The sequence below is a fragment of the Oleisolibacter albus genome, from assembly GCF_003336875.1.
In the GTDB taxonomy this organism is placed as follows: domain Bacteria; phylum Pseudomonadota; class Alphaproteobacteria; order Azospirillales; family Azospirillaceae; genus Niveispirillum; species Niveispirillum album.
Genome location: NZ_QGNJ01000004.1, coordinates 48,448 through 74,587, shown reverse-complemented (window position 1 = coordinate 74,587; position 26,140 = coordinate 48,448). Strand labels below are relative to the sequence as shown.

Annotated in this window: 22 protein-coding genes and 2 tRNA genes; 16 read left to right on the top strand and 8 right to left on the bottom strand. The window is 66.4% G+C overall.

Annotated features, from left to right (window positions below; all coding sequences use genetic code 11):
• Nucleotides 1-7: 7 nt before the first annotated feature.
• The 4 genes from DK368_RS06865 to DK368_RS06850 all read right to left on the bottom strand — a co-directional run bounded on the left by DK368_RS06865 (nucleotide 8) and on the right by DK368_RS06850 (nucleotide 4,796).
• Nucleotides 8-1,927 (bottom strand): metallophosphoesterase family protein, encoded by a 1,920-nt coding sequence (locus tag DK368_RS06865; protein WP_114393202.1) that lies wholly within the window; start codon nucleotides 1,925-1,927, stop codon nucleotides 8-10.
• A 5-nt stretch (nucleotides 1,928-1,932) separates the two neighbouring features.
• Nucleotides 1,933-3,174 (bottom strand): phosphatidylinositol-specific phospholipase C1-like protein, encoded by a 1,242-nt coding sequence (locus tag DK368_RS06860; RefSeq protein ID WP_205028086.1) that lies wholly within the window; start codon nucleotides 3,172-3,174, stop codon nucleotides 1,933-1,935.
• Between the two features lie 165 nt (nucleotides 3,175-3,339).
• Complete coding sequence (locus tag DK368_RS06855) at nucleotides 3,340-4,389, bottom strand: cytochrome-c peroxidase (RefSeq protein WP_114393436.1); 1,050 nt, start codon at nucleotides 4,387-4,389, stop codon at nucleotides 3,340-3,342.
• A 330-nt stretch (nucleotides 4,390-4,719) separates the two neighbouring features.
• Nucleotides 4,720-4,796: transfer RNA gene (locus tag DK368_RS06850), tRNA-Arg, on the bottom strand.
• 417 nt (nucleotides 4,797-5,213) lie between these two features.
• Here DK368_RS06850 and DK368_RS06840 point away from each other — a divergent pair.
• From DK368_RS06840 to DK368_RS21295, 8 genes are all read left to right on the top strand, one after another.
• Nucleotides 5,214-6,488, top strand: a complete 1,275-nt coding sequence (locus DK368_RS06840; protein WP_114393200.1) for a site-specific integrase — start codon at nucleotides 5,214-5,216, stop codon at nucleotides 6,486-6,488.
• A gap of 215 nt (nucleotides 6,489-6,703) precedes the next feature.
• Nucleotides 6,704-6,898: a helix-turn-helix transcriptional regulator gene (locus tag DK368_RS06835; RefSeq protein WP_114393199.1), complete on the top strand. Its 195-nt coding sequence runs from the start codon at nucleotides 6,704-6,706 to the stop codon at nucleotides 6,896-6,898.
• 147 nt (nucleotides 6,899-7,045) lie between these two features.
• A complete protein-coding gene (locus tag DK368_RS21300) occupies nucleotides 7,046-7,846 on the top strand; it encodes a hypothetical protein (RefSeq protein ID WP_155524504.1) in 801 nt (266 codons plus the stop codon).
• A 3-nt stretch (nucleotides 7,847-7,849) separates the two neighbouring features.
• Entirely contained in the window at nucleotides 7,850-8,473 is a 624-nt protein-coding gene (locus DK368_RS06830; RefSeq protein WP_114393198.1) for a helix-turn-helix transcriptional regulator, read from the top strand.
• 135 nt (nucleotides 8,474-8,608) lie between these two features.
• Nucleotides 8,609-9,616: a DNA-primase RepB domain-containing protein gene (locus DK368_RS06825; protein WP_114393197.1), complete on the top strand. Its 1,008-nt coding sequence runs from the start codon at nucleotides 8,609-8,611 to the stop codon at nucleotides 9,614-9,616.
• Nucleotides 9,617-9,672: 56 nt separating this feature from the next.
• The gene (locus DK368_RS06820) at nucleotides 9,673-9,879 is read left to right on the top strand and encodes a ribbon-helix-helix domain-containing protein (RefSeq protein ID WP_114393196.1); all 207 of its coding nucleotides are present in this window, start codon (nucleotides 9,673-9,675) and stop codon (nucleotides 9,877-9,879) included.
• Entirely contained in the window at nucleotides 9,876-12,233 is a 2,358-nt protein-coding gene (locus DK368_RS06815) for an N-6 DNA methylase (RefSeq protein WP_114393195.1), read from the top strand. Before DK368_RS06820 ends, DK368_RS06815 begins: the two co-directional genes overlap by 4 nt.
• Nucleotides 12,226-13,617, top strand: coding sequence for a restriction endonuclease subunit S (locus tag DK368_RS21295; RefSeq protein WP_155524503.1), 1,392 nt, complete (start codon nucleotides 12,226-12,228; stop codon nucleotides 13,615-13,617). Before DK368_RS06815 ends, DK368_RS21295 begins: the two co-directional genes overlap by 8 nt.
• Before the next feature lie 7 nt (nucleotides 13,618-13,624).
• On the opposite strand, the gene DK368_RS06810 is transcribed toward DK368_RS21295, so the two are convergent.
• Nucleotides 13,625-14,074, bottom strand: a complete 450-nt coding sequence (locus tag DK368_RS06810; protein ID WP_240002397.1) for a hypothetical protein — start codon at nucleotides 14,072-14,074, stop codon at nucleotides 13,625-13,627.
• 86 nt (nucleotides 14,075-14,160) lie between these two features.
• Here DK368_RS06810 and DK368_RS06805 point away from each other — a divergent pair, with 86 nt between their 5' ends.
• Nucleotides 14,161-14,508, top strand: coding sequence for a helix-turn-helix domain-containing protein (locus DK368_RS06805; RefSeq protein WP_114393193.1), 348 nt, complete (start codon nucleotides 14,161-14,163; stop codon nucleotides 14,506-14,508).
• Nucleotides 14,509-14,944: 436 nt separating this feature from the next.
• Here DK368_RS06805 and DK368_RS06800 read toward each other — a convergent pair.
• Nucleotides 14,945-15,019: transfer RNA gene (locus DK368_RS06800), tRNA-Gly, on the bottom strand.
• Between the two features lie 252 nt (nucleotides 15,020-15,271).
• Between DK368_RS06800 and trxA the strand changes: the two genes are divergently transcribed.
• The 5 genes from trxA (at nucleotide 15,272) to DK368_RS06775 (ending at nucleotide 18,631) form a co-directional block, all read left to right on the top strand.
• The gene (gene trxA, locus DK368_RS06795) at nucleotides 15,272-16,201 is read left to right on the top strand and encodes a thioredoxin (RefSeq protein ID WP_114393192.1); all 930 of its coding nucleotides are present in this window, start codon (nucleotides 15,272-15,274) and stop codon (nucleotides 16,199-16,201) included.
• Nucleotides 16,198-16,854, top strand: coding sequence for an LON peptidase substrate-binding domain-containing protein (locus DK368_RS06790; protein ID WP_114393191.1), 657 nt, complete (start codon nucleotides 16,198-16,200; stop codon nucleotides 16,852-16,854). Before trxA ends, DK368_RS06790 begins: the two co-directional genes overlap by 4 nt.
• 58 nt (nucleotides 16,855-16,912) lie before the next feature.
• Nucleotides 16,913-17,107, top strand: coding sequence for a Trm112 family protein (locus DK368_RS06785; RefSeq protein WP_114393435.1), 195 nt, complete (start codon nucleotides 16,913-16,915; stop codon nucleotides 17,105-17,107).
• Between the two features lie 22 nt (nucleotides 17,108-17,129).
• Complete coding sequence (locus DK368_RS06780) at nucleotides 17,130-17,534, top strand: gamma-butyrobetaine hydroxylase family protein (RefSeq protein ID WP_114393190.1); 405 nt, start codon at nucleotides 17,130-17,132, stop codon at nucleotides 17,532-17,534.
• A 296-nt stretch (nucleotides 17,535-17,830) separates the two neighbouring features.
• On the top strand, nucleotides 17,831-18,631 hold the full coding sequence (locus DK368_RS06775; protein WP_162305919.1) for a sensor histidine kinase: 801 nt from the start codon (nucleotides 17,831-17,833) through the stop codon (nucleotides 18,629-18,631).
• Between the two features lie 8 nt (nucleotides 18,632-18,639).
• Here the strand turns inward: DK368_RS06775 and DK368_RS06770 are convergent, their stop codons facing one another.
• Together DK368_RS06770 and DK368_RS06765 are read right to left on the bottom strand one after the other, a co-directional pair.
• Entirely contained in the window at nucleotides 18,640-19,920 is a 1,281-nt protein-coding gene (locus tag DK368_RS06770; protein WP_114393188.1) for a hypothetical protein, read from the bottom strand.
• Complete coding sequence (locus DK368_RS06765) at nucleotides 19,917-20,675, bottom strand: hypothetical protein (protein WP_114393187.1); 759 nt, start codon at nucleotides 20,673-20,675, stop codon at nucleotides 19,917-19,919. The genes DK368_RS06770 and DK368_RS06765 overlap by 4 nt, the downstream gene beginning before the upstream one ends.
• 472 nt (nucleotides 20,676-21,147) lie before the next feature.
• On the opposite strand from DK368_RS06765, the gene DK368_RS06760 reads away from it, so the two are divergent.
• Nucleotides 21,148-23,784 (top strand): EAL domain-containing protein, encoded by a 2,637-nt coding sequence (locus DK368_RS06760; protein ID WP_114393186.1) that lies wholly within the window; start codon nucleotides 21,148-21,150, stop codon nucleotides 23,782-23,784.
• Nucleotides 23,785-23,925: 141 nt separating this feature from the next.
• Nucleotides 23,926-26,079 carry an ATP-binding protein gene (locus tag DK368_RS06755; protein WP_114393185.1) on the top strand — a complete coding sequence of 718 codons (2,154 nt, stop codon included), beginning with the start codon at nucleotides 23,926-23,928 and terminating at the stop codon, nucleotides 26,077-26,079.
• Nucleotides 26,080-26,140: the final 61 nt, after the last annotated feature.

Genomic DNA, 26,140 nt, shown 5'->3' with positions numbered 1-26,140 from the left:
CGCCGGCTCAGCCCGGCGGCAGGGCCTCCAGCGCGCCGATGGTCATGTCGATGCGGAAATGATCGCTGGGCGCCCCCTGCGATAACCCATCGACCACGGCCAGCAGACGGGCCAGCCGCTCCCGCAGCAGCGCGGCCAGGGCCGGATCGGCCGGCGGAGTCCGGTCCAGGGCCTGTTCCAGCCGGCGGTAGGCCGCCAGCCGGGCCGCCGGCACGTCGGGCAGGGCCAGATCACCGGCATTGGCCAGACGGTGGAAATCCAGGGCCAGATCCAGCCCGGTCCAGCCATCCAGCAGGGCCGCGTCCGCCAGCGCCCCGCCGCCGGCCCGCTGCCACAGGTCGCGCCCGCTGGCATCCAGCAGGGCGGCACGCAGATCGGCCGGCCAGTCCTTGGGGAAGAAACGGCGCTGGGCCAGCTGGCGCAGATGGTCACGGGTGAAGCTGCGGTAATCGGGGCTGGACAGGATGGCCTCGTCCCACAGCTCCGGGGAGTGTACGGCCTGGAGATGGCGGTGCTCCTGCCGGTAATAGGGGAACAGGCTGTCGAAGCCGGGCACATCCGCCAGCACCGGTGTCTCCACCTCCACCGCGCCGGGGGAGAAGGTCAGGATCTTGTAGGCCGGCACATAGCCGGCCAGCGACGGCGCCTGGATATTGACCAGGAATTCCCCCGGCCCGAAGCGCCGCACCCCGGTGTCATTGTAATGCATGTGGCCGCCCACATGCACCCGCACGCCGGCCGCGGCCAGGGCGCGGCTGGTGGCGTCGGCCGGCAGCCGCTCCTGTTGCAGCGCCTTCGGCCCGAACAGGGCCTGCACCTGTGCGCCGGTACCGTTGAGGAACTCCACCATGGGGAAATGGCTGAAGGTGACCAGGGTCTTGCCCTGGGTCCTGGCCCGGGCCGCCACATCGCGCACCCAGTCGATCAGCTGGGCCTTGTGGGTCAGCACCCGGTTATAGCCGGCATCCCCGGACCCGGCGAAGCTTCCCCCGTCCCTGGGCCGATAGACATTGGCGTCGATGGCCAGCAGCCACAGCCCCGCCACCGGCTCCACCAGATAGCTGGCGTCCGGCACCATCCGGCAATCGGTATAGCCGGGCTTGCGGTAGGCGCCGCCGGTGCCCTCGCGGCAGATCTCGTATTGCCGGGCGTCGGGCATGGCCGCTTCCCGGGCCGCGGCATAGCTGTAGGGACCCTTGGCGCTGTAAGGGGTTTCCCAGTGAAGATCGTCGGGCCGCGGCTCGAAACCGAAGCCGCCCAGCTCGGCCAGAATCCCGGCATAGCCCAGACTGCGGATTTCCGGCGTGCAGATCACCGGCAGCGGATCGTCGCCGGCGGCATCCGGCGGCACCCCGCCATCGGCCGGACAGGCCGCGGTGCCGGGGCTGTAGAGCGGCTGGCGCCGCCCGTCCGACCCCAGGAAATCCGGCTTGCCTGACGGCTGGTCCACCGGCCGCACCGGATCATGGTTGCCCGGTGTCAGGAAGAAGCGGACGCCGTACTGCCGCTCATACAGATCCAGCAGCCGGTGCAGCCCGCGCAGATGGATGGGCTGTCCGTCATCGCTGAAATCGCCGGGCAGGGCGATGATGCGGATCCCGCGGGCCACAGCGTCGTCCAGGGCTGCCCGCAGGGCGAAATAGTTCTCGTTGAACAGGCGGGTGGAGGAGAGCTGCGCCGCCATGGTGCGGATGGTGGCCGGCTCGCCCCCCGGCGTCAGCGGCGGCAGCCCGGGGAAGGCGCCGTCGCTGAACCGGGCGTGGATGTCGTGGAAATGCACATCCGGCATGAAGGCGACACGGACGGCCACCGGATCGGCCGCCGCGGCGGGCAGCTTGGCCGGCCGCTCATCGCATCCCGGCAAGGCCACCAGGAACAGCAGCGCCGACAGCCCGACGCACCAGACATCACTCCGCCACCGCAGCATGCCGCTCACTCCACCGGCAGACCCTGGCAGCGCGCCGCCGCACGCCGGGGATTGCACAGGGCCTTGGCCGCGCCGGGCAGGCGGGCGGTGTAAGGGCTGAAGCGCATGTCGGGCCAGAGATAGTCGGTGGAGACATACTGGGCGCCGCCGGCCAGAGCGGCATCGCGCCGGCCCGTGCTGTTGGTCCGCGCTTCCACCGTGTCGGCATCGGCGCGGGTGCGGACCAGGAACCCGGCATCGACCGCGGCGGCGATCCGGGCCGCCAGTTCCTGCGGCTCGTTCAGGGTCAGGTAGGCGGCGGCGGGGGAGGATTCATCGGTGTTGACGAACAGCACCCGCCCCTCCAGGGCATGGCGCCTGCCGCGATAGACCGCGACAACGCCCGGCGGCTCATCCAGGGCGAACAGGATCCTGCCACGCGACGCCCCCAGCGTCGGCCAGTTGTTGGCCAGCACGGCCGCACGCAGGCTGGGATAGGCCCCCTGCACATCGTCGGGCGTGATCAGCTTGGCCGGCGGCAGCACCGCGCGGATCTCCCGGTCCAGCGCATCGAAGGCGTCTTCGGTCATGGGCAGGGCGCCGGTGCCGCCGGGCACCGGCGAGGCGTCCTGCTTGGTGTTCATGGTGATCAGGATGGGAGCATGGTCGGGATGGGCATCGGACCAGGCCTTGATCCGGCGCAGGCAGTCCGCGAACAGCAGACAGGAGCTGTGCGGGTCGATGTCGGGGATGTGGAAGACCTTGAAACCCGGCCTGGCCATGGTGGCGGCATAGTCCGCCGGCAGTGTCTGGCCCGTTAGCGCCGGCCCCAGCGGGGCGGCGAAGCGGCCGCCCGCCGGATCGTAATAGACATCGATCTCCAGCTGGCGGGCGCCGGCGTCCAGCTGCTCCGCCAGCGGCCGGTGGCCGTAATCGATGGACTGCGCCGCCTGGGGGTTCCTGGCGGCGATCAGGGCGAATTCCGCCGCGGACTGGCGCTGCTTGTAGCTGTTGTGCGTGCCCATGGTGACGATGTCGTTCAGGCGCAGATTGGCATCCATCCAGGCCCGGGCGCAGCCCGGCCCGGCTGCACGGGCGTCGGCGGCCGCCAGATCGCACCCCGCCTTGGCCGGGGCGGCAGAGGCCGGGGCGGCAGAGGCTGGAGCGGCAGAGGCTGGAGCGGCAGAGGCTGGAGCGGCAGACGTCGCGGCAGCGACGACGGAGGCGGTCGACGCCAGCACCAGCGCCAGCCACAGCGGAACACGCATCGGTATGCCTTTCTCCGGACGGGACGAACGGAGCGGCATAAAACAGACATTGGATGACAGTTCGTTGACAGTGCGGGTATTTTTCCGTCCCCGGCACCGCGACGCTGCCCTGCGGGGGCAGTGGGGGCCGGCCGGAGGCGCAGGCGCCCCCGGCCGGTGCCGGACTCAGCGCGTGGTCACGGGATGCGGCGTGGCCGGCGTGCTGGCCGGAAGGATCGGGATCTCCACCGCCGGCTGCTTGCCGGTCAGCGAGTCCAGGAAGGCGGTGATGGCGTCGATCTCCGGTTCGGTCAGGGTGGCGCCCAGCTGGCTGGTGCCCATGACCGCCACGGCCTGACGCAGATCCCACACCTTGCCCGTATGGAAATACGGTGCGGTCAGCGCCACGTTGCGCAGCGTCGGCGACCGGAACACATATTCGTCATCGGCGGTGTTGGTGACCTGGAACCGGCCCTTGTCGCCCACGGGCAGGATCTCGGCGCCCGGCTTCTCCACCACGCCGAAGGGGAAGTAATCCTGGCCGCCCACATTGATGCCGTTATGGCAGCCGGAACAGCCCTTCTCCATGAACAGGGCCAGTCCCTGCTTCTGCTTGTCGGTCAGCGCCTTGGTATCCCCCTTGAGGTAGCGGTCGAAGGGGGAGTCGGGCGTGACCAGGGTGGCTTCGAACAGCTCGATGGCCTTGGCCACATTGTCGAAGGTCACCGGGTCCTTTTCGTTGGGGAAGGCGCGGGCGAAGGCCTCGCGGTAGGCCGGCATGCTGTTCAGCACCGCCACCACCCGGTCGGGCGTGCTGTTCATCTCCACCGCCGCCTGGATCGGCCCCTTGGCCTGGGCCTTGAGGTCGGCGGCGCGGCCATCCCAGAACTGGGCCACATTGTTGACGGCGTTCAGCACGGTCGGCGCGTTGCGCGGCCCAGCGGCCCAGCCATGACCGATGGAGGTGGGCATGCCGTCGACGCCGCCGGTGGCGATGTTGTGGCAGGAGTTGCAGGAGAACATGTGGCTGGCGGACAGGCGCGGCTCGAAGAACAGCATACGCCCCAGCTCGACCCGGGCGGGCGAGGTGGGATTGTCCTTGATGACGACGTTGGTGGTGATGGGCTGGAAGGCGGCCTTGGCCTCCTGCATCAGCGTGTCCGCGGCCAGGGCCGGGACGGACAGGCCGACAAGGGCGGCACCGATCAGGGCGGTACCGGCAAGCAGGACCTTCATCATGGGCGGCACCTCTTCTTCTGGTTTTCCGGTGGCGCGCCGCATCCCCCATCCCCGAGGTCCCGGCGGCGCAGTTTAGAACTAGAAGAAGTCTAAAGTATCCCTCTCGATGGGCGGATTGATCTGGCGCAACTGCGCGGGGCCGATCGGCGGCACTGTCCATTCTGTCGCAGGGCGGCCCGGATCCGGCCAGGCCGCGCACGCGGCACGGCCCTGCTTGCCCGCGGGTCCGGCGATGCGGCAGGCCATGACGCCCCGGACGGGAACGGCGCATCAGCGCGCCTGGATATTGGGATATGGCACCGCCGCATCATCGCGGCGGGCGACAGGTGGTGACCCCGGCAGGACTCGAACCTGCTGCCTCAAGTTTAGGAAACTCGCGCTCTATCCTGATGAGCTACGGGGCCACGCGAGCGCAAAGATAGGCAATCCCGGCGGAAACACAACGGGTTTTCCGGTGCGCGCCAACCAGCCGGTCCGTGGGCGGCGGGACAGCGGCACAAACCGCCGGAACCGGGCCGGAAAACCAAAAGGCCGCCCGGAGGCGGCCTTTTCGGTAGCGCAACACGCCGACGCCTTTGCGGCATCCGGCCTGATCCGACTGGAGCGGGCGAAGGGATTCGAACCCTCGACCCCAACCTTGGCAAGGTTGTTGTCGGCTGTTTCGTGGCGTTTCCTGTTGTCTCTCTATGTCCATAACTTACTGATTTCACGGCGTTTTCTGTGCCGCTCTATCGCGGCAGATTCCCCAACATTCCAATTTTGGTGGACACCATGTGGACACCATGATTCAATGGTGTCCACCACGGCACCGGAGAACGGCCATGTCCAGCCCCTCGCAGAAGCTCACCAAGCGCGTCGTTGACGGTGCCGAATCGAAGGAAGCCCGCTACGATCTGTGGGACAGCGAGTTGCCCGGCTTCGGTCTTCGCGTCGAGAAGAGCGGCACGAAGACGTTCATCATCCGCTATCGCGCCAACGGTGGCGGGCGCACCGCGCCGCGTCGGTTCATGACGGTGGGGCGCTATCCGACGCTCTGCATGGAGGATGCGCGGAAGCGGGCGAAGGAGTTGTTGGGAGCCGCCGCGAAGGGCGACGATCCGGCGGGGGAGCGTTCCGCCAAGCGCAAGGAACTGACCATCGCGCAGTTGATCGACATCTACGCCGACGAAGGCACGTCACATCTGAAGCCGCTGACGCGCAAGTACACCTTGGCCCGGCTTCAGCACCACATCATCCCGACGCTGGGCACGAAGAAGGTGACGGAGGTTGGTCCGGCGGACATTGAGCGCATGATCCGCGCCGTCATCAACGGCAAGACCGCGAAGGATGAGAAGGTCGGCCCGCGTGCCCGCGTCATCGTCAAAGGCGGGCGCGGCGCAGCCGCGAAGGTGGTGCGCGACCTGTCCGGTGTGTTCACCTTCGCCAAGCGGCACCGCATCGTTGCCGAGAACCCGTGCGAAAGCGCCAAGAAGCCCACCGACAACAAGCGCGAAACGTTTCTTTCCGCCGATGAACTGTCCAGGATCGGAACTGCGCTGGAAACCGCAGCCGCCGAAGGCGCGAACCGCATGGCCGTGGACATCATCCGTCTGTTGGCGTTCACCGGGTGTCGCCGCAACGAAATCTGCGGACTGCGGTGGGGTGAAGTGGATTTCGAGCATGCGTGCCTGCGGCTTGCTGACACCAAGACGGGCAAATCCGTGCGCCCGCTGGGTGCGCCCGCGCTTGAACTGCTGCGCACGCTGCCGCGTCACGACGGAACCGACTATGTGTTCCCTGCGACAAGCGGTTCCTCGCATTTCCAGGGCTTGAAGCGGGTGTGGAAGCGTGTGCGTGAGCTTGCCGGCTTGCCCAACGTCATGCCGCACACACTGCGTCACACCGTCGCCAGCGAAGCAGTGTCGAACGGCGAGACGTTGCCGATGACGGGCGCGTTGCTCGGCCATGCGAACGCACGAACGACGGATCGCTATTCGCACATCGCGCAAGACCCGGCAAAGCAAGCGGCGGATCGCATCTCACGTCGCATCGCGAATGCGATGTCAGGAAAGATCAATGGCAATGTTGTCGTTCTCAAAGACAAGAACGCAGCATGAAGTACAGCGGCGTGCATTAGGGTTCAATAGATGAATTGACGGGAAATGCCGGGACGTCTCAATTCGCCTCTTGATACTTCTTTCCCCATCGGCTATGTTTTGCCTCGGGTGTATTGGTGAGAGCGTCCTGTCGGACCACCCCCTCACCGCTCTACGGATCAACCGTGGGCGGGTGAGGTGCGACCATCCCCGCCCCTATCGGCGGGAGATGTGTCATGGCTCCGCGAGCCTACACCGTTGAACAGTTCCTTCAAGCCTACAACCTGAGCCGGTCCACCCTGTACCGCCTGTGGGAGCGGCGGCAGGGGCCAGCCGTGATGCGCGTCGGACGGCGCGTGCTCATCCCCGTGGACGCGGCGGACGCATGGGCCAAGGCGCACACCCTGGAAACGGCCCAGCCTGCGGCGTGAGCGGATATGTATGTATATCCGCAACTCACCCAAGAACTCGCTGATATCTCATGGCTTTTCGGCCCGTGTCGGCTTGGGATTTCCGATAAGGGGGTATTTCCGGAACTCCGCTTCCGGAAATGCCGCTCCACCCTGTGAGCGGGCGCCATGCGCACTCGACCTTCTTCCAAGCGCGGACGCCGCTTCACGATCCAGGTTGGCGCACCGTTCGTGCTTCGCGATGAACAAGGGCGCGTCAAGCGAGATCGGAATGGGGAGCCTTTGTACATCCTACGTTCCCCGCCGTATGTTGACAGAAGTCTTTACACCGTTGGTATCCGTAACAAATTCATCCAAGAGCATTGTCATCTTGGCGGTTCGCTTACGCTTCTTGATGTTTTCATTTTCATGCAGCTACAGGGCATGTGCCATCGAAGTGTTTCAGAGGTTCTCTACGATGAGCATTCGGGGGAACCCCTGTACGTGCATCCCAATCAGGATTACGCCCAAGCGGTGCTGATCACACCCGGAAACCTAACAAAAACATTCACCTATGACGACCTTACGCAGATGGTTCGGGCCGATGTGCGATCTGTCAGAGATTCTCTGGCAAGGCTGGAGAGTATTGGTTTGATCAAGCCACGCACCATACCTCAACAGTCAATTACAAAAATTCGCAAGGCTCGCGCAGAAACGCGCGGCCGTCCACCGAGATATTTTCGGTACGAAATCAATCCACTGCATGCATGGAACGGTTCTCTCTCCGATGGTATCGGATATCTGACCACAGGTGCATTCGAAGACGGTGATGTAAACACCGAACTGGAGGATGACGATGAAGAAGCACCCGCCAACACTTCTCGATCTTTTGCGCAAGAAGTACCGAAAGCGGTCACTCGCACTCGGCCTTCGTCGCACGGTGCTGATGCGCCGCAAGGCCCGCATGATCCTGGCGAAGTGGAAGGATGAAGGATGATCGACGCTCCCCTTCGCGCGGCGACCGCGCTTGTCTTCGTCCGGCTGCATCTGGCCGCGACGGACAACGCCGACCGCATTCCATCCCGCATCGTGTCGGAACGCTGCGCCGACTGGTGCGCGGTCCACCGCTTGCCCGTGCCGTCCGTGCGCGACATTGCGCGGGCGATGCGGTCAATGGGCTACGCGCACGGGAAGTCGCACGGTCAACGGGTGTGGCGCGGTGCCGCGTGGCGTGAACCCGATCCGTGGGAGACGTTGGCCGCGCCCGACATCCTGCGGCGGCTCACTACCAGCGCACCCGTGATGACGCTGGCGGAGTTCTGCGACATCACTGGCATGGCGCGAAGCACCTTCTACGCGCTTCGCGCACGCGGTGAAGCTCCCGCCGTCCATCGTCGCGCCAACCGCCTGTTCATCGCGGCAGCGGACGCGGCGACGTGGTGCGCGGAGCGTGGACGGCATGCCGCCGTGCTGAACATCGTCGATTGGACGGAGACGCGGCGCACCTCGGTCACGCGGATCACCCACCGCTCGACCGTGAGTGACGGCGTGTCATCCCACCAACCGGCAACACGGACGCTCGATCTGGACATGACGTGGACGGGAGCGGCGGCATAGCGCCCCGCACCATCGAAAATCCGAGTCGGGGCAACGGGTTAAGCCGGTACACGGATCGGACTTCCGCCCCGTGGCCGTCAACGACATGAACACCGACGGGCGCGCGCTGCGCGCCGGGGCGAGGGAGGGTTCCGCATGCTGGACCTTGCGGAGAAACAACGCCTGACCCATGACGCGCTTCGCGATTTCACCAACGCCTTGCCGTCCCACCGCTACGACGTGCGCATCATCCCCCGAAAACGCGGCAACCGCCCGGCAACGCGAAACTGGACCCGCGCGGTGCTGCTGGCCCCGGACACCATCAAGTTCCTGAGAGCGGCGAACGCCGACGACTCCGACATCTTCATCCGTCCCGGCCTCGCGAACTACGTGCTGGTGGACTTCGATGCGGACGGCGACGCGCGCTTGAAGGCGCTGCTCGACGACGGCGTTCCCGTCGCCTTGGCCGTCCGCACCAGCCCCGATCATGTGCAAGCCTGGATCGACATCGGCACCATGCGCGAGGTGACGGCGGACGAAGGCGCGGAAGCCGCTCGTATCCTCGCGCGCCGCTACGGTGGCGACATGGGCGCGACGGGCCGGATGCAGCTTGGCCGCGCACCGGGCTTCTTCAACCGCAAGCCCAAGTACCGGGATGAGAACAATCACTTCCCCTTGGTTCGGATCATCCATTCCCGTCCGGGGCGACGCGCGACCGCGATCTTGACCGAAGCCCGATCCGCCCTTGCCCGCGCGCCAGCGGGCGCGGCTGGTGTTCCTGTCGCTCGGGCACAGCGTCCTTCATTGGATGACGGAAGCGACGGCGACATCATCCTTTTGGATCGGGGAAAGGTGGTCGGGAAATTCAGCGCCCCGCCGAAACTCGGAGCGGGAAAGGAGGCGTTCGACAACGCGCTTCGGCACATGCTCGCTGACGGCTACCCCCTCCCGCGCCGTGCCGATGGCGACGTTGACCGCAGCCGCCGCGACATCGACGTTGCCGCCTTCATGCTGTGCTGCGACCTGCCGCCCGACGACGTAGAAGCCGCGATCATGGAAGGCAGCGACAAGGCGACGGAACGCACCACGGAGAACGCCCGATCCTATGCGCGCAATCGAACGGCGATGGCGCTGCGGCGGCTTGGCGGTTCCGTCGATTCTTGACACCTGATTCGGTATGAGCGACACCACAGCGGCTCATACCCGCCGTGAGGCATCGCATGTCAACCGCCGACACCCCGCCCCTTCGCCGCGTGACGTTGAGCGTTGACGCCGACGATTACGAGCGGTTCGACCGCATCGCCAAACGGACGGGCGTTTCCGCATCGTGGTTGGTCCGCAAAGCGATGCGCGAGTTTCTGGAGCGGCACGCGGACGATGGGAGCTTTGAGGTGCGTTTCGACGTGAAGAAGGACATCGGAGAATGACCGACCAATCCGCCGGTAAGACCAACGGCAACGGGCGTTCCCGATCCCGCAAAGCCAAGACCGACGCGGTTCCGAACGGCGACACGTCCGCGTCCATCGCGATCCGCCGCGAGAAAGGGCGTATCTGGAGCCATGTCCGGCACAAGTGGTTGGTCGAGACACCGGAGGAAGGCGTCCGGCAAACCTACTTGACCGTGCTGGTGAACGAATACGGGTTCCGTCCCGAACAGATCAAGGAAGAGGAAAGCGTGATCGGTCGTGGGGCCGGTCAAGCGCGGGCGGACTTCATCGTCTGGCGCACGATGCAAGACAAGGCGGACGACAAGCCGCCCTTGATCATCGTTGAATGCAAGTCCGACAACGTGACGATCAAGCAGGACGATTACCACCAGGGCGAACACTACGCCCGCATGGCGGGTGCGCCCTTCTTCGTCACCCACAACACGCGCGAAACCCGCTTCTGGCGTGTCCGCAAGGACAAGATGCCGGGCTATATCGAGGAAATCGAGAACATCCCGCACGCCGATGCGTCGGATCGGGAGATTGATGAACTCATCGCCAAGCTGCGCACCTTCAAGGAAGACGAGTTCGCGGACCTTCTGCACAAGTGCCACAACGTCATCCGCAACCGCGAACATTTGGACCCGGCGGCGGCGTTCGACGAAATCGCCAAGGTTCTGTTCATCAAGACGTGGGTTGAACGAGAGATGCGCCGCAAGAAACAGCGGCTCAACCTGTTCACGGCGGATTGGCTGGACACTCAGCTTGGCGAAGACCCGCTTCAAGAACTGTTCCGCCAGACGAAGGACGCCTTCCGTTACGACAACCTGTTCGCGCCGACCGAACGGCTGAACCTGAAGGCCCCAACCGGGCGGGAAATCGTCCAGTTGCTCGAACGCTACAACCTGTCGGACACGAGCGAGGACATCAAGGGCATCGCCTTCGAACGCTTCCTTGGCCGTACCTTCCGGGGGGAGATCGGGCAGTTCTTCACCCCGCGCACCATCGTCGAATTCATGGTGCGCATGGTGGAGCCGAAGGAAGGCGACGTAGTGTGCGATCCCGCCAGCGGCTCGGGCGGCTTCCTCATCCGCTTCTTCGAGATGGTGCGCGAGCAAATCCTTGCCGACGTGGACCGTCAGTATCAGGCCACCGTGACCGACCTGAACGCGCTTCCCCTGTCGGACGAGGAACGCGCGGAACGGCTGCGGGCGCGGTACGAAGAGCTTCAGGCGACCATCGATCCGGCCAGCGAAGGTTCCCGCCTGTGGACGCTCGCCAACCGCTGCATCTACGGGTGCGACGCGAACGAACGCATGGCGCGCACGTCCAAGATGAACATGATCATGCACGGCGACGGTCACGGCGGCGTGCATCATCACAACGGTTTCATCAACGTCAACGGCATCTTCGAAGGCCGGTTCGACATCATTCTGACCAACCCGCCGTTCGGGGCGAACGTCGAACCCACCGACAGGCTTGGCCCCGGCGACGTGCGGTCCACCGACGAACAGCGCAGGCTCTACGAAGGCATCTACGGCGACGCCTACCGCGACGCGCAAGCGCGGGTGCAAAAGGCGGCGGAAGACAAGGTGCCCATCGCGTCGCTGTTCGACCTACCCAAGCGGGGCGACGACAGCGCGAACCGCAAGCTGGGCAAGGTCAAGACGGAAATCCTGTTCATCGAACGGTGCCTGTCGCTGCTGAAGCCCGGCGGGCGGTTCGGCATCGTGTTGCCGGAAGGCATCTTCAACAACCCGTCGCTGGCCTATGTGCGGGAGTTCTGCGAGGACCGCGCGTTCATCCGCGCCGTGGTCAGCCTGCCGCAAGAAACCTTCTATTCCGCCGGAGCCACGGTAAAGGCGTCGTTGCTGTTCATGCAGAAGTTCACGGACCTTGAGGCGGCGGATTTCGAGGACAAGCGGTACACCGCGAACGCGGAGATCGACGCGAAGTACCAACCCGAGATCGACCGGGAAACCGCCCGGATCGAACAGGAGATTGCCGCCGCGAAGCGGGCGCGTGATGCGGATGCGCGCAAGGCCGCGCAAGCGGAGCTTGCCCGCTATCTGAAGCGCATGACCGACCTGAAGACGGCGGAAGCGCGCCAATTGCTGAAGGATCGGTTCGACTATCCGATTTTCCTCTACGACGCCCAACACGTCGGCATCACCGCGACCGGCGAACAGGACACATGCGAGTTGTACCCGAACGACACCCTGGGCTTCCCCCCGGACTTCAGCGCCGACGACACGGCCTTGGTCCAGTATCGCCGCTTCCGCGACGATCCGAGCACGTTTTTCATGTCAACGGCAGAAGGTGACGCGCGGCAGGGGGATAACGTCGATGCCTAGCGGTATGCGGAAAGCATTTGCCGTCAACTTCAGCGAAATTGACCGATGGAGTGTTTCAAGTTTCGCCGTGTTGGATTGGCATTGGCCCAAACAGGTGATAAGCCCGCTTGGGAAGGCGTTGAAAAGAAAATCGATTGGTCTTGATCCACGCCAAGACGGTAACGCCGACATCAAGCTCATTACAATCCAGTTCACGGGCGACATCGTTCCGCGCGAGCGGGAAGCATCGGCACTGAAAGGAAATTTGTTCCGTGCTGATGCAGGCGATGTTGTATTCTCAAAAATTGATGTCAGAAATGGTGCTATTGGCGTCATTCCGCGGAAACTCGGCACTGTCGCTGTCACCAGCGAATTTCCCGTGTATTCTGTAGATACAAGCGTCACAGATCCAGATTACATTAAACTTCTATTCAGAACTCAGGCTTTTCGCCGTAAGATCAATGGCATGATCAGCGGAGCAAGTGGACGGAAACGCGTTCAGCCTGATGATCTTGAGCATATCGAGGTGCCGCTTCCCTCAAGGGACGTGCAGCGCGCAATCGTGCGCGAATGGCAACAAGCGCAATTGGAAGCAGAGCGTTTGCGAAACGAAGCTGCCATTTTGGAGCGGTCGATTGAAGTCGAATTCCTTGCCGCATTGGGTCTGACAATGCCCGGCGCGGGGCGGTCTGAAAAAGCATTTGCGCTGAATTGGAGTGAGCTTGATGCCCGATGGGGCGTAGATGTCAATCAGAAGGGGCTTGTTCGCTCGGATATATCCGAAGGCAAATACCCTGTTGTTCGGCTTGGCGACACCATTGCGGATTTGGTGAATGGTTGGAGCCCGAAATGCCTTGAACGCCGGGCTGAAGACGATGAATGGGGTGTTCTGAGGCTTGGCGCGGTTTCCTTTGGGAAATTCAACCCGCTGGAAAATAAGGCTCTTCCAAAAACGCTCGACCCACGTCCAAATTTGGAAATTATGACCGGAGATTGGCTGATAAGCCGCGCAAACATTACTAGGCTTGTCGGAGCGTCTGTGTTGGTTAAGGATACCCCAAAGCGATTGATGCTTTGCGACAAGATATTCCGGGCGGTTTGGCTGCCAGATAGTCCCATTGATGCAGAGTATCTTGATTACATCACCAAGACGCCATTCCTTCGAGAACAGATTGAGGCGAACGTCACCGGAACGTCACCGACGATGAAAAACATAACGAAGGGTGCGCTTCTGAACCTTCGCCTTGCCCTGCCTCCGCTGAATGTTCAGCAGGAACTGATGAATAAAATTCGCATTGAGCAAGCAAAGGTTTCCACTATTACTGATTCAGCACACAAAATTTCATCGGCCTCTATAAGGAATGTCGAAAGAATAATCGTTGGACAGGTTGCGGTTATCGCGTGACCAATTTTCAGAACTGTTTCTCTTTCAAGGCTATAGGCACCGATACCTGTTGCTCGGTCCGCTCCCGAACCGCGTCGGTGCATCCTCCCGTGGCGTAAAGGCCGCTTGTGCGCTGCATCGGCGCGTTTGCCCCGTGCGCGGTCAACACCGCTTCCGTCCGCCGACGTTCACGGGCCGCGTTGTCGTACCGCTTCGCCAGATCATCCCACGCTGTCACGTCCACGCTTTGCTTGATCGCTGCGGCGAGGAACGGTGTGCGCAGGTCGATCATGCCCCAGCCGCATACTTCGTATGTGATGGCATCGTTCGCGGCCACGTCCGCCGCGTGTAACCACCGCTGAAACGCGAGATAGCCGGAGCCACGTTCTTGCGCATGTGAGTCACCTGCGGCGACGGAGAACGTAAGGGCGGCAGCAAGAACCGCGTTTGCGCGCGCATTGTAGCTCAGAGGCAGCACGGTCAACACCACATGCCGTTATGGACGGATTAGAGAGCCCATAACGTGCATAGATACGTGCCGTCTGGCTAGTCCATTTTGTTCCTATGCAGGGATTTGGCGACAGATTGCGCGAGCGAGCGCGGCTCTTGGGCATGTCGGACGCGGAAGTCGCCCGACGTGTCGGCTTGGGTGAGCGTCGGTACGCCCATTATGTCGCGGACACGCGCGAACCCGACCTTGCGACACTGGTGAGGATCAGCCGGACGCTCGACGTCACGCCGAACGAACTGCTTGGCGTTGCCGACGTGCGGGAAGAGCCGGAAGAGCGCGAGCGGCTGGTGAGCGAGCTTCTGTCGGTGATCCGTTCGCTGTCGGATGACGGGCTGCGCATCGCCATCAAGCAATCCGCCGTCTTGATGGACTTCCACCGCACCGATTCGGTGACGGAGTAGCGCAATCGGGATCGTTGCCCCGTGACGCCATCCACGGAAAGGCTTCCGCCCGGCGAAGTGCGTGGCATCGGACCTGACAAGCCGTGCCCGGCGCTCATGAAAGCCCCCTTTTGGATTTGGCGGGGGGAGGTGTGGCGGGTGATCGAAGGTGAACCCTTCCGCCCCGCGCCGACCACGCACCATCATGCGCTGACGCTCCCGCGCTGGCGCGACGCTCGCCGTTGAACGAAGCGACGCTTCCGATATGGAAGCCGCGTCGCTCGATATCGTTTGGGCATCGCCCCGAGCGTCCCGCCGAACGGACGGTGGACACCACGGACGGCGCTGGTGTCCACCACTTTCGTTCCGGTGGACACCATGTGGACACCAGCCCAAACGACTAGGGGCCGTCTGCTGAACAGACGGCCCCTAAGTCATTGATATTCCGCTCTAAAACTGGAGCGGGCGAAGGGATTCGAACCCTCGACCCCAACCTTGGCAAGGTTGTGCTCTACCCCTGAGCTACGCCCGCATGCCAGTCCGGATGTCCGCTTTCGCGGCGCCGCCGGTTGCTGTCCGGCGGTGAGCGCGGAATATAGCCAGCTCTTTCCGGCTTGCAAGCACTTTCTTCACCGTTCCGTCACGACCGGTCGGCCTGCCCGCCGGCTCCGCCTCTTCCATCCTCCGGCTGCCCCGTTTGCGGTTGCGGCGGACGCGGACTATATAACCGGTGCGGCGATCGCCGCTCATCAACCGACCCCGAGAAACCCCAGGGACCGCACCGATGTTCAGCATCTCCCCCAACGCCGGCCCCGGACCGAAGCCGGCCGCCACCGATGTCATCAAGGACGGCAGCGACGCCACCTTCATGGCCGACGTGATCGAGGCCTCGCGCACGGTGCCGGTCATCGTCGATTTCTGGGCCACCTGGTGCGGCCCCTGCAAGCAGCTGGGTCCGATCCTGGAGAAGGTGGTCACCGCCGCCAAGGGCGCGGTGAAGCTGGTGAAGATCGACACCGACAAGAACCCGGGCGTGGCCGGGCAGCTGCGGGTGCAGTCCATCCCCACCGTCTATGCCTTCTACCAGGGCCGGCCGGTCGACGGGTTCCAGGGCGCCCTGCCGGAATCCCAGATCAAGGCCTTCGTCGACCGGCTGGTGCAGGCGGCCGGCGGCGCGCCCGGTGCGGCCGACATCAAGGCCATCCTGGAGGAAGCCGCCGCCGCCCTGGGCCAGGGCGACATCCAGACCGCCGCCGCCATCTACAACGAGGTGCTGCAGGCGGAGCCGGAGAATGCCGCCGCCTATGCCGGTCTGGTGCGCTGTCTGCTGGCCATCGGCCAGGTCGAGGAAGCCAAGCAGATGCTGGACGGCGCTCCGGACGCCGTGGCCAAGTCGGCCGAGCTGGCCGCGGTGAAGACCCAGCTGGATCTGGCCGAGCAGGCCAAGCAGGCCGGTCCCATCCCCGAGCTGACGAACATTGTGGCCCGGGAGCCGGACAACCATCAGGCGCGCTATGATCTGGCCATGGCGCTTTATGCGGCCGACCAGCGCGAAGCCGCCGTCGAGGCGCTGCTGGAGATCATCAAGCGCGACCGGGAGTGGAACGAGCAGGCTGCCCGCAAGCAGCTGCTGAAACTTTTCGAGGCTTTCGGGCCCACGGACAAGCTGACGGTCATGGCCCGTCGGAAATTGTCCTCTATCTTATTTGCATGAGCCCGAACCCCTTCGACCCGACCTTCGACCAGCTGCCGCACAGCATCCCCGTCTTTCCCCTGACGGGGGTGCTGCTTCTGCCCCGCGGCAAGCTGCCCCTGAACATCTTCGAGCCCCGCTATCTGGCCATGACGCGCGACGCCCTGGCCGGTGACCGGATGATCGGGATGATCCAGCCCATGCCGCGGGAGGGGGCAGGCCCCCCCTCGCTCTATCCCATGGGCTGCGCCGGCCGCATCACCTCCTTCACCGAGACGGAGGATGGGCGCTTCCTCGTCACGCTCACCGGCGTCTGCCGCTTCCGGCCGGGGCTGGAGCTGGCGACGACCCGCGGCTATCGCCGCGTCGTGCCGGACTGGGGCGGGTTCGAGGCGGACCTGGAGGAGACGGACGGCGGCATCGACCGTCCCCGCCTGCTGGCCGGGCTGAAGGCCTATTTCCGCCAGCAGGACATCAGCGCCAACTGGGACGCCATCGGCGAGGCGCCGGACGAGCGGCTGGTGACCTCGCTGTCGATGATCTGCCCGTTCGAGCCGCCGGAGAAACAGGCGCTGCTGGAGGCGCCCGACCTGCCGACACGGGCGAAGATGCTGCTTGCACTGATCGAAATGGCGGTGCACGACAAGGGCGGCGGCGACCCCTGCTGCCATTGACGCCATCGCCCCCTGCCCCTGATGCCGCCGGTTGCCGGCGGACAACGAGGAGTCCGTCATGCCCGAAGCCGCCAAGGTGGATCCGAAGCTGCTGGAGATCCTGGTCTGCCCGCTGACCAAGGGTCCGTTGCGCTATGATGTCGAACGGCAGGAGCTGATCAGCGACCGGGCCGGCCTGGCCTATCCCATCCGCGACGGCATCCCCATCATGCTGGTGGACGAGGCCCGCCCCCTGGACCAGCCGGCCGCCTGAGCCGGACCGGGAGCACGACACCATGCCCATCGCGGAAGACTTCGCCAGCGACAGCCAGGGCAGCCGCCATTGGCCGGAGGAGATCCGGCTGAAGCGGGAGGAGCGGGTGCTGGAGATCCGCTTCGAGGATGGCAGCCTGTTCCGGCTGCCGGCGGAATATCTGCGGGTGGAAAGCCCGTCGGCCGAAGTCCAGGGCCATGGCCCCGGCCAGAAGCAGATCGTGGCCGGAAAGTCCCGAGTCGGCATCACCGGCGTCGAATCGGTGGGTAATTATGCCGTCAAGCTGCTGTTCGACGACGGGCACGACACCGGTATCTTCTCCTGGACCTACCTCTACACGCTGGGAAGTCGGCAGGAGGAGATCTGGGGCACCTATCTGCAGGCCCTGACCGGCCGGGGACTGTCCCGCGACCCGCACCAGCGGTGAGTGCCGCCGCGGATGGCATTGCCTCCCATTTAGAAAATCCGTAGGGTTCTCTCGCGGCACGAGAATTTTGCCACGACACCCTATGGAAGCACATGATTCTGGACGGCGACGACAACCAGGACGGGACGCCCCATGGTCTGCGGCTGCAGCCCGCCGGCCCGAACCGTGCCCGGTCAGACAGTTCCGGTTCTGACGACCACGACGATGATGGGTGTGGCCGTGATGGCCGGATGCCCGGCCGCCCGGGAAGCGACCACGCCGACCGCCACGGGACGGGCCTGGCCCGGGCAGCCCGGATGTTCGACCGGGAGGGCGAGCAGCCGCGCGGGCTGGAGCTTCTCGCCGCCGGCGTCATCCATGACCTGAATACGCCGGTCGGCGTGGCGCTGACCCTGACCAGCCATCTGGCGGCGGAGCACCAGGATCTGGCGGGGCTGTTCCGGCAGAACCGGCTGACACGCGCGGCCCTGGAGCGCTTCCTCGACCTGCTGGGCGAAGGGCTTGCCGTCATGGAAACCAATCTCGGCCGCAGTGCCGAGCTGCTGCGCAGTTGCAAGCAGGTTTCGGCCGACGGCTGCAGCCCGGCCACGCGTCGCCTGGATCTGACGGCTTATCTGCGCGATATCGCCCGCGGCCTTACGCCCCTGGCCCGTCGCCGGGGAATCGCCCTGCAGGTGGAGGGCGCGGACGGGCTTTACCTCACCACCCGGCCCGGGCTGCTGGCGCGGGTGGTCACCAATCTGGTGCAGAACGCCGTGATGCACGCCTTTCCAAGTCCCGCGGACAAGGCCCTGATCCGCCTTGCCGCCACGGCGGACGGCGAGGGACATCTGCTGCTGCGGGTGGCCGACAATGGCTGCGGCATGGCGGACGGGGTCCGGCAACAGGCCTTCACCCCCTTCTTCACCACCCGGCCCGGGGACGGGGGCAGCGGCCTTGGCCTGCACATCGTGCGGGACCTGGTGACCGGCCCTCTCGGCGGCACGGTTGAGCTGGACAGTGCTCCCGGGCGGGGCACGCGGTTCGAGATCCGCCTGCCCGTGCAGCAGGCCACGACCGCGGAGGACCTGCCGGCGCCCGTGGGAAAGGGTCCCTGACGGCGGTCTCAGAGACCGGCCAGGGCCTGGCGCAGATCGTCCGGGGTGCCGAGACCGGGCAGTGCCAGGCCCGGCGCGCCGATGCTGACCAGCCGGCCCGCCGCCGCCACGGCACCAACCGACTGGCCGAAGGCGGCCACCGCATCGCGGCCGGGCAGCTGGTCCAGCATGCCGTGACCATAGACCAGGACCGGAACCACCACGGCACCGGGCTGCGCCTGCTCCACCAACCCCGCGGCCGACAGCAATGCCCGCCAGCAGGGGGTGCGGACGGTCGCGGCATCGGCGTCATTGCTGCGCAGTTCGGTGCCGGCGGCGGCCATCTGCCAGACACGGCCACAGAGATCCTCTGTCGCCAGCAGCACGACGACGCTGGCGCTGGGACCATCCCCGCTGCCGACGGCCACGATGCCGGACCCTTTGGGAACCTGCGGTGCCCGCACCATATGGGCCACGCGGGTGGTGATGAAGCCCAGGACCTGCTCGGTGGTCTGGCGCAGCGCCTCCGCCCCGGCCGGCTGGCTCAAGCGCCCCCAGGCACCGAAAACCAGACTGGCCAGTTGTTCGGTCTGTGCCCGCCGGCCACGCCCGTCGGTGACCTTGGCATCAAGGTCGGCCAGACGCTCGTTGATGCGGTTGAGATCGGCCAGCGGATCGGGCCGCGGCTCCTCCTCGACCACGCGGGCGGGCATGCTGACGGCGGGCTGCCCCCGCACGTCGCTGCGCAGGTCACGCAGATCCAGTTGCAGATCGCGCACAGCCGCCACCACACGCATGATCGACTCATGCACCTGGGCGATGACCTTGTCGAACTGGTCGTAGCCGACCAGCCCGCCGCTGGGCAGCGGCAGGTTCGGCTGGTCCCCCTGGGCGATCGACTGGCGGGCGGCGGCGATCCAGGATTCCAGGCCGGCCACGCGGTTGGTCAGGTCCCCGGCATTGCGGGCGACCCGCTCCAGCTCCTCGGGATAACGCGACACCTGCTGGCTGACCACGCCGGTCAGATGGGCCAGGCGCTCGCGCAGTTCCTGCAGGCTCTGGCCCAACACCCCGATCTTCAGCGTCTCCGGCAACTGCGCCACGCTTCCGTGCAGGGCGGCCAGATCGGTGCGGAAGTCACGGAGACGGCTGCCCACATGCAGGGCCAGGTCGCGCACGATGGTTTCGGCATAGTCGAAGGGATCGACCATATCCTGGACCTCGGCCGTCCGCTGTTCCCCCGTCGCCGGCTTGGGCGGATCGGTCACGGCCAGGGAGACGTCCCGGGTGTCACTGGTCTGGATGGTCATGGGACAGCCTCGCTTGAGGACAGGTGGGTGGTGAGATCGTCCAACAGCCGCATCCGGCGGCGGTCGGCCTCGGCCCGCGACAGGCGTGCCACATCGGCGGTGGCGGCCGGCCGGGGCGGCGGCGCCGGCGGCGGCACCGCGGCAATGGACTCGGCCGGCGGCGACGTCTGGGCGGGAATGATGATGCGCGGAATGTCCATCTCGGCCACAGCGGCCGCAGGCTCCGATCCCACGGCCGGCAGCGGCGCCGCAGGTCCCGGCACGCTCTGACGCGGCGGCAGGGGCCGCAGGGCCGGCGACAAGGCGGGCGGCGGTCGCCGCGGCGGCAACGGCACCGGGGGCGTGCGGCTGCGTGGCGGCGCCGTTACCGGCGGCACCACCGGGGCCAGGGCGGGCGCCGCGGCCAGGGTCGCGGGTGCCTTCTCCGGCCGCGACCAGGAGAAACTGGCGGGCGAGGTTCCAGCGGCCAGATCCCCCAGCATGCGGCGCAGCGCGGCGGCCTTGGCCCCCTTGCTGTCCTCGCCGCGGGCGACGCAGCGATGCAGCAGCAGCGGTTCGACGCTGAGTTGGAGGAAATTCAGCTGATCGGTAGACAGCCCTTCCAGGCGGAAGGCGAGATCATCCACCGGCTCCATCCCGTCGGCGAAGCGCTTCAACGCCTCCACGGCCGCCGTGACGACGGCCGCATCCCGGACGGCCCGCGAGGAAAACACAGGCCCCGCCCCCACCGGCCCGGCGGTGGGGAGGGCATCCATGGAAACGGGTGCTGCCGCCGCCGGTTCATCCGTTGCCACAGTCGCGGAGGCGTCCGCCGGCGCGGCCGCGTTACCGCCGACCAGCCGCCGAAGCAATCTGTCCAACACGCCGCATTCCCCCTACCCGGTCTCCCGGTCTCCTGCATCCTGGACGCAGGTCCATCCCCCGACGGACACACCCCGACAGGCATGCCCCAACGCACCCAGACGGGCGCGCCATCCTGCTGACACATTCGCGCTATCGTTACCACGCCCGGGGCAGCGGATGCAATTTCGGCACCGGAAGCAAATCGGCATCGCAATCGTCGCAGCCCGGCCACCCCACGATGAATCGCGGGAGACAAAGGCGCGACCTTATTTGAACATAATTCGCTAATGTTCTTTGCCGTGGTTGCGATTTGCCCCCGTCCCTCACTAAGGTGCGCGCCCCGGGGTCCCCGTATCCCCGGTCCGCAGCAGGCGTCCAGATCTGATGGCTCGTGTTTCCCCCTCCGAGGCCGCCCTCTCCGATGTTTCCGGTCATGTCCAGCCCCATGGCTGGGTCCTGATCCTCGACCCCGACCGGCATCATATCATCCAGGCCAGCGCCAATATCGCGACGCTGGCGGGACGCACCGCACCGGAGCTTCTGGGCCAGCCGCTGGCAGCCGTCACCGGCCCGACCGTGGCGGACGCGCTGTGGCAGATCCTGGACGAGCGCCAGGGCAGCGGATTGCTGCCCCCCATCCAGTCCCGGCTGGACGACGAACGGACCGTCTGGGTCCAGGGCCATTGGAGTCCCGGCGGCCTGATCCTGGAGATCGAACCGGAAGGACCGGCCGCCGCCACGCCGGCCGCGGCCTTCGGCTGCATGGTGCGGCAACTGCGCCATGCTCCCGACATGGCGCATCTCGCCCGGCTGGTGGTGCGATTCGCCCAGCAGATCAGCGGGCTGGAGCGGCTGCTGCTGCTGCGCCTGGACGAGGAGGGTCCGCAGGTCCTGGCCGCGGCGGGAACGGAGCCGGACATGGCGCCGCCGACGCTGGACAGGCTGCTGGGCGGATCGCCGGCCCTGCTGTCCATCACGCCCCTGCATCTGGTGGCGGATGCGCATGAGGCCGCCGTGCCGCTGCTGCCGCCGGTTAATCCGCTGACCGATGGCGCCGCCGACATGGCCCGGGCACTGCTGCGCGCGCCCCAGGGGCCGCTTCCCACGGGCAGCCGCAGCGTACTGGCCGTGTCCCTGACCGTGCATGGCCGGCTGTGGGGGCTGTTATGGGGCAGCAGCAGCCAGCCCCTGCGGCTGACTCCGCCGGCGCGTGCCCTGTGCGAGGGACTGGCCGAGGTGGCAGGGGCGCAGATCGCCCAGGCCGAAGACCGGGCCGCCGCCGCGCGGCGCGAAGCCGCGACCCGCTTGCTGGACCGCCTGGCCACGGCCCTGCGCCATGGCAGTCTGGTCGATACCCTGGTTCAGCGGCAGGAGGATCTGACGATCCTGTTCGGGGCCGACGGGGTGCTGATCAGTGTCGATGGCAGCATCCACCGGCACGGCCTGGTCGGGCCGGTGGTCGCCTGGGCAAGCCTGCTGGATGGAACCTGCCGCGATGGCATCAGCCATGGCGTGTCCAGCGGCGACCCCGCCGGTGCCGCCCTGCGCATCGACATCGCCGCCGGCAATTCGCTGCTGCTTCTGCGCCAGACCCCGCGCCCCTGGTCCTCCCTGGAACTGGAGGCCGCGCGCATCCTGCACGCCCATCTGGCCGAGCGGCATGCCGATCTGATCCGGATTCAGGCGGAACGGGAACTGCACCGGCTGGCCAATTACGACAGCGTCACCGGCCTGCCCAATCGCGGGCAGCTGCTGCAGGAATTGCAGCGCATCCTGGCCAGCGGGTCCGACGCCGCCCTGCTGGTGGTCGTGCTGGACCGGTTCCGGCAGGTCCGGGGGTCCCTGGGAGACGCCCTGGCCGATCGCCTGCTCACAGCCATCGGCCGCCGGCTGGAGTCCGGGCTGGCCGCAGGAGATCTGCTGGCCCGCATCGATGGCGGTGTCTTCGCCGCCCTGCTGCCCGATCCCGACGGCGCCGAACGGGCGGCGACGCTGTCCCAGTCCGTGCGCGAAGCGATGCGGGCGCCGGTATCGCTGGACGGACGCGACATCTATGTCACCGCCAGCCTGGGGCTGGTGGCGGCGGCCAGCCCGCACGGGCTGGCGGCGGAGGCGTTGCGCAATGCGGAGATCGCCGCCGCCGAGGCGGAACAGGCCGGCGGAGGAGCCCGCGCCTTCAACCAGGGCATGCTGGAACGGCTGATCGACCGCTATGAGCTGTATGACAGGCTGCGCCGCGCCATCTATTTCGGCCGTTCCATCGAGCCGCGCTTCCAGCCCATCGTCGATCTCCGCGACACACGGCTTATCGGAGCCGAAGCCCTGGCACGCTGGACCGACACGGACAAGGGCGTGATTTCGCCCAAGGAGTTCATCCCCGTGGCCGAGGAGACCGGCCTGATCGTGCCGCTGGGCAACCAGATCCTGATGCAGTCCTGCCGTCAGGCCGTCCGCTGGAACAAGCTGCGCCCGCAGGACCCGATCATGGTGGCGGTGAACCTGTCGCCGCACCAGTTGCAATCGGGCCGGCTGGACATCGTGCGCTGGGTGGCCGGGACGTTGGAGATCACCGGCGCCGACCCGTCCTGGCTGCGGCTGGAGATCACGGAGAGCGGTCTGATCGCCAACAGCGGAACGGCCATCGACGCCCTGCACGATCTGCGGCGGCTGGGGGTGGGGTTGGCCATCGACGATTTCGGAACGGGGTATTCCTCGCTGTCCTATCTGCAGCGCCTGCCCATCGATACCATCAAGATCGACGCCAGCTTCGTCTCGGCCATGACCGACTCGACCAAGGCCCTGGAGTTGGTGCGCACCATCCTGCATCTGGCCCAGGCCATGGGGCTGGGGGCCGTGGCGGAGGGGATCGAGACCCGCGAGCAGCTGAACCTGTTGCAGGAGCTGGGCTGCCCCTACGGCCAGGGCTATCTGTTCGCACCGGCCCTGGCCGCCGAGGCCATCCTGCCCCTGGTATCGGGGGACCGGCCCTGGCTGGCGGAGGGCGGCACCGACCCGACCTAACCAAAAGAAGTATGTCTAATCTTTTTGCGACCGGGGCAGGGCGGACCTGGACTCCACCGGCAGGCCGGCTAGAGTTCTCGGCCTGCGGGGGCATAACGCCCATCATCCCGCGCGTTCCCCCCTTTTGCAGTGCGGTTTCCCGTGCGGACGGAGATTGCGGCCCTTCTTCATAAACGGTCAGGCTCGGTTCCGCGCGAAACGCTGATCGAGATCGGGCTGCTGCACGAGTTCGCCCAGAATCATCGTCTGGACGTCTGGACCGTGCCTCTCGTGGCCACGGTGATTGCCGTGGTCGCCGCCAGTTGGGCCGGCCCGGTGCCGATGCTGGTCTGGTGGCTCCTGTTCTCCTCTGCCCTGATCCTGTCGCACCGCGATTATTCGGCCCTGATCGCCACGGTCGGCCGGCTGGACGATCCACGTCCCTGGCAGCGGCGCATGCTGTGGCTGCGCCTGGGCACCGCCAGCCTGTGGTCCTCGCTGATCCTGTTCGCCTGGCCCGGCGCCTCCGATCCCGCGCGCAATGTGCTGCTGCTGGTGTTGAGCTGTGCCATGGCCCTGCGCACGGCCGGCAGCACCGCCTTCGCCAAGGCGCTGGTCATGCAGATGCTGCCGCCGCTGCTGGCATTGCTGGCGCTCTGCCTGTCGACGGCCGAGCCGGTCTATGGCGGGATGGCCGTGGTGGCGGTGGTCTATGCCGCCGTCCTGGGCCGCGTCGGGCTGCGGACCGCCGGCCGCATGCGGGAGATGCTGCGGCTGCAGTTCGACCTGCAGGACGCAACGGCGGCAGCCGAAACCGCCAACGATGCCAAAAGCCGGTTCCTGGCCACGCTCAGCCATGAGATCCGCACCCCCATGACCGGGATCCTGGGCCTGACCAGGGTTCTGTTGGAGTCCGACCTGACCGCGCGGCAGCGCGACTATCTGCGTACCGTCCATGACAGCGGCGAGGGCCTGCTGGCCCTGCTGAACGAGGTGCTGGACCTGTCCAAGGTCGAAGCCGGCCGGCTGGACCTGGAGGCGGCCGCCTTCGATCCCCGGTCGCTGGTGGAGGGGGTGGTGCGGCTGATGTCGGCCCGGGCCGAGGAGAAGGGTCTGTATCTCACTGCCGATATGACCGGATCCTTGCCCCTGCGCCTGATCGGTGATGCCTTGCGGCTGCGTCAGGTCCTGACCAATCTGGTGGCCAATGCCGTGAAGTTCACCGAAACGGGCGGCGTGACCATCACGCTGCGGGCGGAACCGGCCGACGGGGACCGGACCCGGCTGGGCATCATGGTCAGCGATACCGGCATCGGCATTGCCAAGGCCGCGCAGGGGCGGTTGTTCACCGCCTTTGCCCAGGCCGATCCCGGCATTGCGCGCCGCTATGGCGGCAGCGGGCTGGGACTGACCATCTGCCAGCGCCTGATCCAGGCCATGGGCGGCGAGATGGGATTCCACAGCAGCCCCGACCAGGGCAGCGATTTCTGGTTCACCGTCACGCTGGCGCAGGCCGCGGAGACCGACGGCGAGTGCCTGGAGGTGCTGCCGCCCCTGCCGGCCCTGTCGGTGCTGGTGGCCGAGGATGTGGCCGCCAACCGCATGGTCCTGACAGCCCTGCTGGAAGGGGCCGGACACCGGGTCACCTGCGTATCCAGCGGGCCTGCCGCCGTGGCGGCCGTGGAGCGGGGGGATGTCGATCTGGTCCTGATGGATCTGCATCTGGAGGGCAGCGACGGGCTGGATGCCGCCCGTGCCATCCGCGCCCTGCCGGACCCGGCGCGGGCCGCGGTGCCGATCATTGCCACAACGGCCGGGGTGATGGCCGCAGATGTCGATCACTGCCGGGCGGCCGGCATGGACGGATTCGTGCCGAAGCCCGTGCGCCCCAGCCAGCTGTTTGCGGAAATCCTGGCCGTCTGGACACGCGGCCGTGCCGGGACCGACCCGGTGCAGACCGTGCTGCCGCTGCCGGAGACGATGGAGGATGTGCTGGCCTCGCTGCACCTGCCGCCGGCGGAGCTGGCTGAACTGCTGGACCTGTCCGGCACCGCGCTGCGGCAGGCCGGACTGGATCTGATGGCGGCCTGGCCGGCCCGGGATGCCGCGGCGCTGCGGCGAGCGGCGCATATGCTGACGGGAACCGCAGCCAATTTCGGATTGCCGCAGCTGGCGGAAGAGGCGCGATGCTTCCATGCAGCCCTGCAACAGCAGGACTGGGACGGAGCCGAGCGTCTGTACCGGACACTTCCGGAGACCCTGGCCCGGTCCCTGACCGAGCTGGAGCGCTGGCGCCCCCTGCCCGCGCCGATCTGACGGCAGCGGACACAGAGCCAAAAGCGGCCTGCTCCCCCGCAGGGGCGGCAGGCCGCGGAAT

What these genes read in the sequence shown, in the direction of transcription:
- DK368_RS06865 (WP_114393202.1), bottom strand. Translation starts at nt 1,927, where the DNA reads ATGCTGCGGTGGCGGAGTGATGTCTGGTGCGTCGGGCTGTCGGCGCTG.
- DK368_RS06860 (WP_205028086.1), bottom strand. Translation starts at nt 3,174, where the DNA reads ATGCGTGTTCCGCTGTGGCTGGCGCTGGTGCTGGCGTCGACCGCCTCC.
- DK368_RS06855 (WP_114393436.1), bottom strand. Translation starts at nt 4,389, where the DNA reads ATGAAGGTCCTGCTTGCCGGTACCGCCCTGATCGGTGCCGCCCTTGTC.
- DK368_RS06840 (WP_114393200.1), top strand. Translation starts at nt 5,214, where the DNA reads ATGTCCAGCCCCTCGCAGAAGCTCACCAAGCGCGTCGTTGACGGTGCC.
- DK368_RS06835 (WP_114393199.1), top strand. Translation starts at nt 6,704, where the DNA reads ATGGCTCCGCGAGCCTACACCGTTGAACAGTTCCTTCAAGCCTACAAC.
- DK368_RS21300 (WP_155524504.1), top strand. Translation starts at nt 7,046, where the DNA reads ATGCGCACTCGACCTTCTTCCAAGCGCGGACGCCGCTTCACGATCCAG.
- DK368_RS06830 (WP_114393198.1), top strand. Translation starts at nt 7,850, where the DNA reads ATGATCGACGCTCCCCTTCGCGCGGCGACCGCGCTTGTCTTCGTCCGG.
- DK368_RS06825 (WP_114393197.1), top strand. Translation starts at nt 8,609, where the DNA reads ATGCTGGACCTTGCGGAGAAACAACGCCTGACCCATGACGCGCTTCGC.
- DK368_RS06820 (WP_114393196.1), top strand. Translation starts at nt 9,673, where the DNA reads ATGTCAACCGCCGACACCCCGCCCCTTCGCCGCGTGACGTTGAGCGTT.
- DK368_RS06815 (WP_114393195.1), top strand. Translation starts at nt 9,876, where the DNA reads ATGACCGACCAATCCGCCGGTAAGACCAACGGCAACGGGCGTTCCCGA.
- DK368_RS21295 (WP_155524503.1), top strand. Translation starts at nt 12,226, where the DNA reads ATGCCTAGCGGTATGCGGAAAGCATTTGCCGTCAACTTCAGCGAAATT.
- DK368_RS06805 (WP_114393193.1), top strand. Translation starts at nt 14,161, where the DNA reads ATGCAGGGATTTGGCGACAGATTGCGCGAGCGAGCGCGGCTCTTGGGC.
- trxA (WP_114393192.1), top strand. Translation starts at nt 15,272, where the DNA reads ATGTTCAGCATCTCCCCCAACGCCGGCCCCGGACCGAAGCCGGCCGCC.
- DK368_RS06790 (WP_114393191.1), top strand. Translation starts at nt 16,198, where the DNA reads ATGAGCCCGAACCCCTTCGACCCGACCTTCGACCAGCTGCCGCACAGC.
- DK368_RS06785 (WP_114393435.1), top strand. Translation starts at nt 16,913, where the DNA reads ATGCCCGAAGCCGCCAAGGTGGATCCGAAGCTGCTGGAGATCCTGGTC.
- DK368_RS06780 (WP_114393190.1), top strand. Translation starts at nt 17,130, where the DNA reads ATGCCCATCGCGGAAGACTTCGCCAGCGACAGCCAGGGCAGCCGCCAT.
- DK368_RS06775 (WP_162305919.1), top strand. Translation starts at nt 17,831, where the DNA reads ATGTTCGACCGGGAGGGCGAGCAGCCGCGCGGGCTGGAGCTTCTCGCC.
- DK368_RS06770 (WP_114393188.1), bottom strand. Translation starts at nt 19,920, where the DNA reads ATGACCATCCAGACCAGTGACACCCGGGACGTCTCCCTGGCCGTGACC.
- DK368_RS06765 (WP_114393187.1), bottom strand. Translation starts at nt 20,675, where the DNA reads ATGGATGCCCTCCCCACCGCCGGGCCGGTGGGGGCGGGGCCTGTGTTT.
- DK368_RS06760 (WP_114393186.1), top strand. Translation starts at nt 21,148, where the DNA reads ATGGCTCGTGTTTCCCCCTCCGAGGCCGCCCTCTCCGATGTTTCCGGT.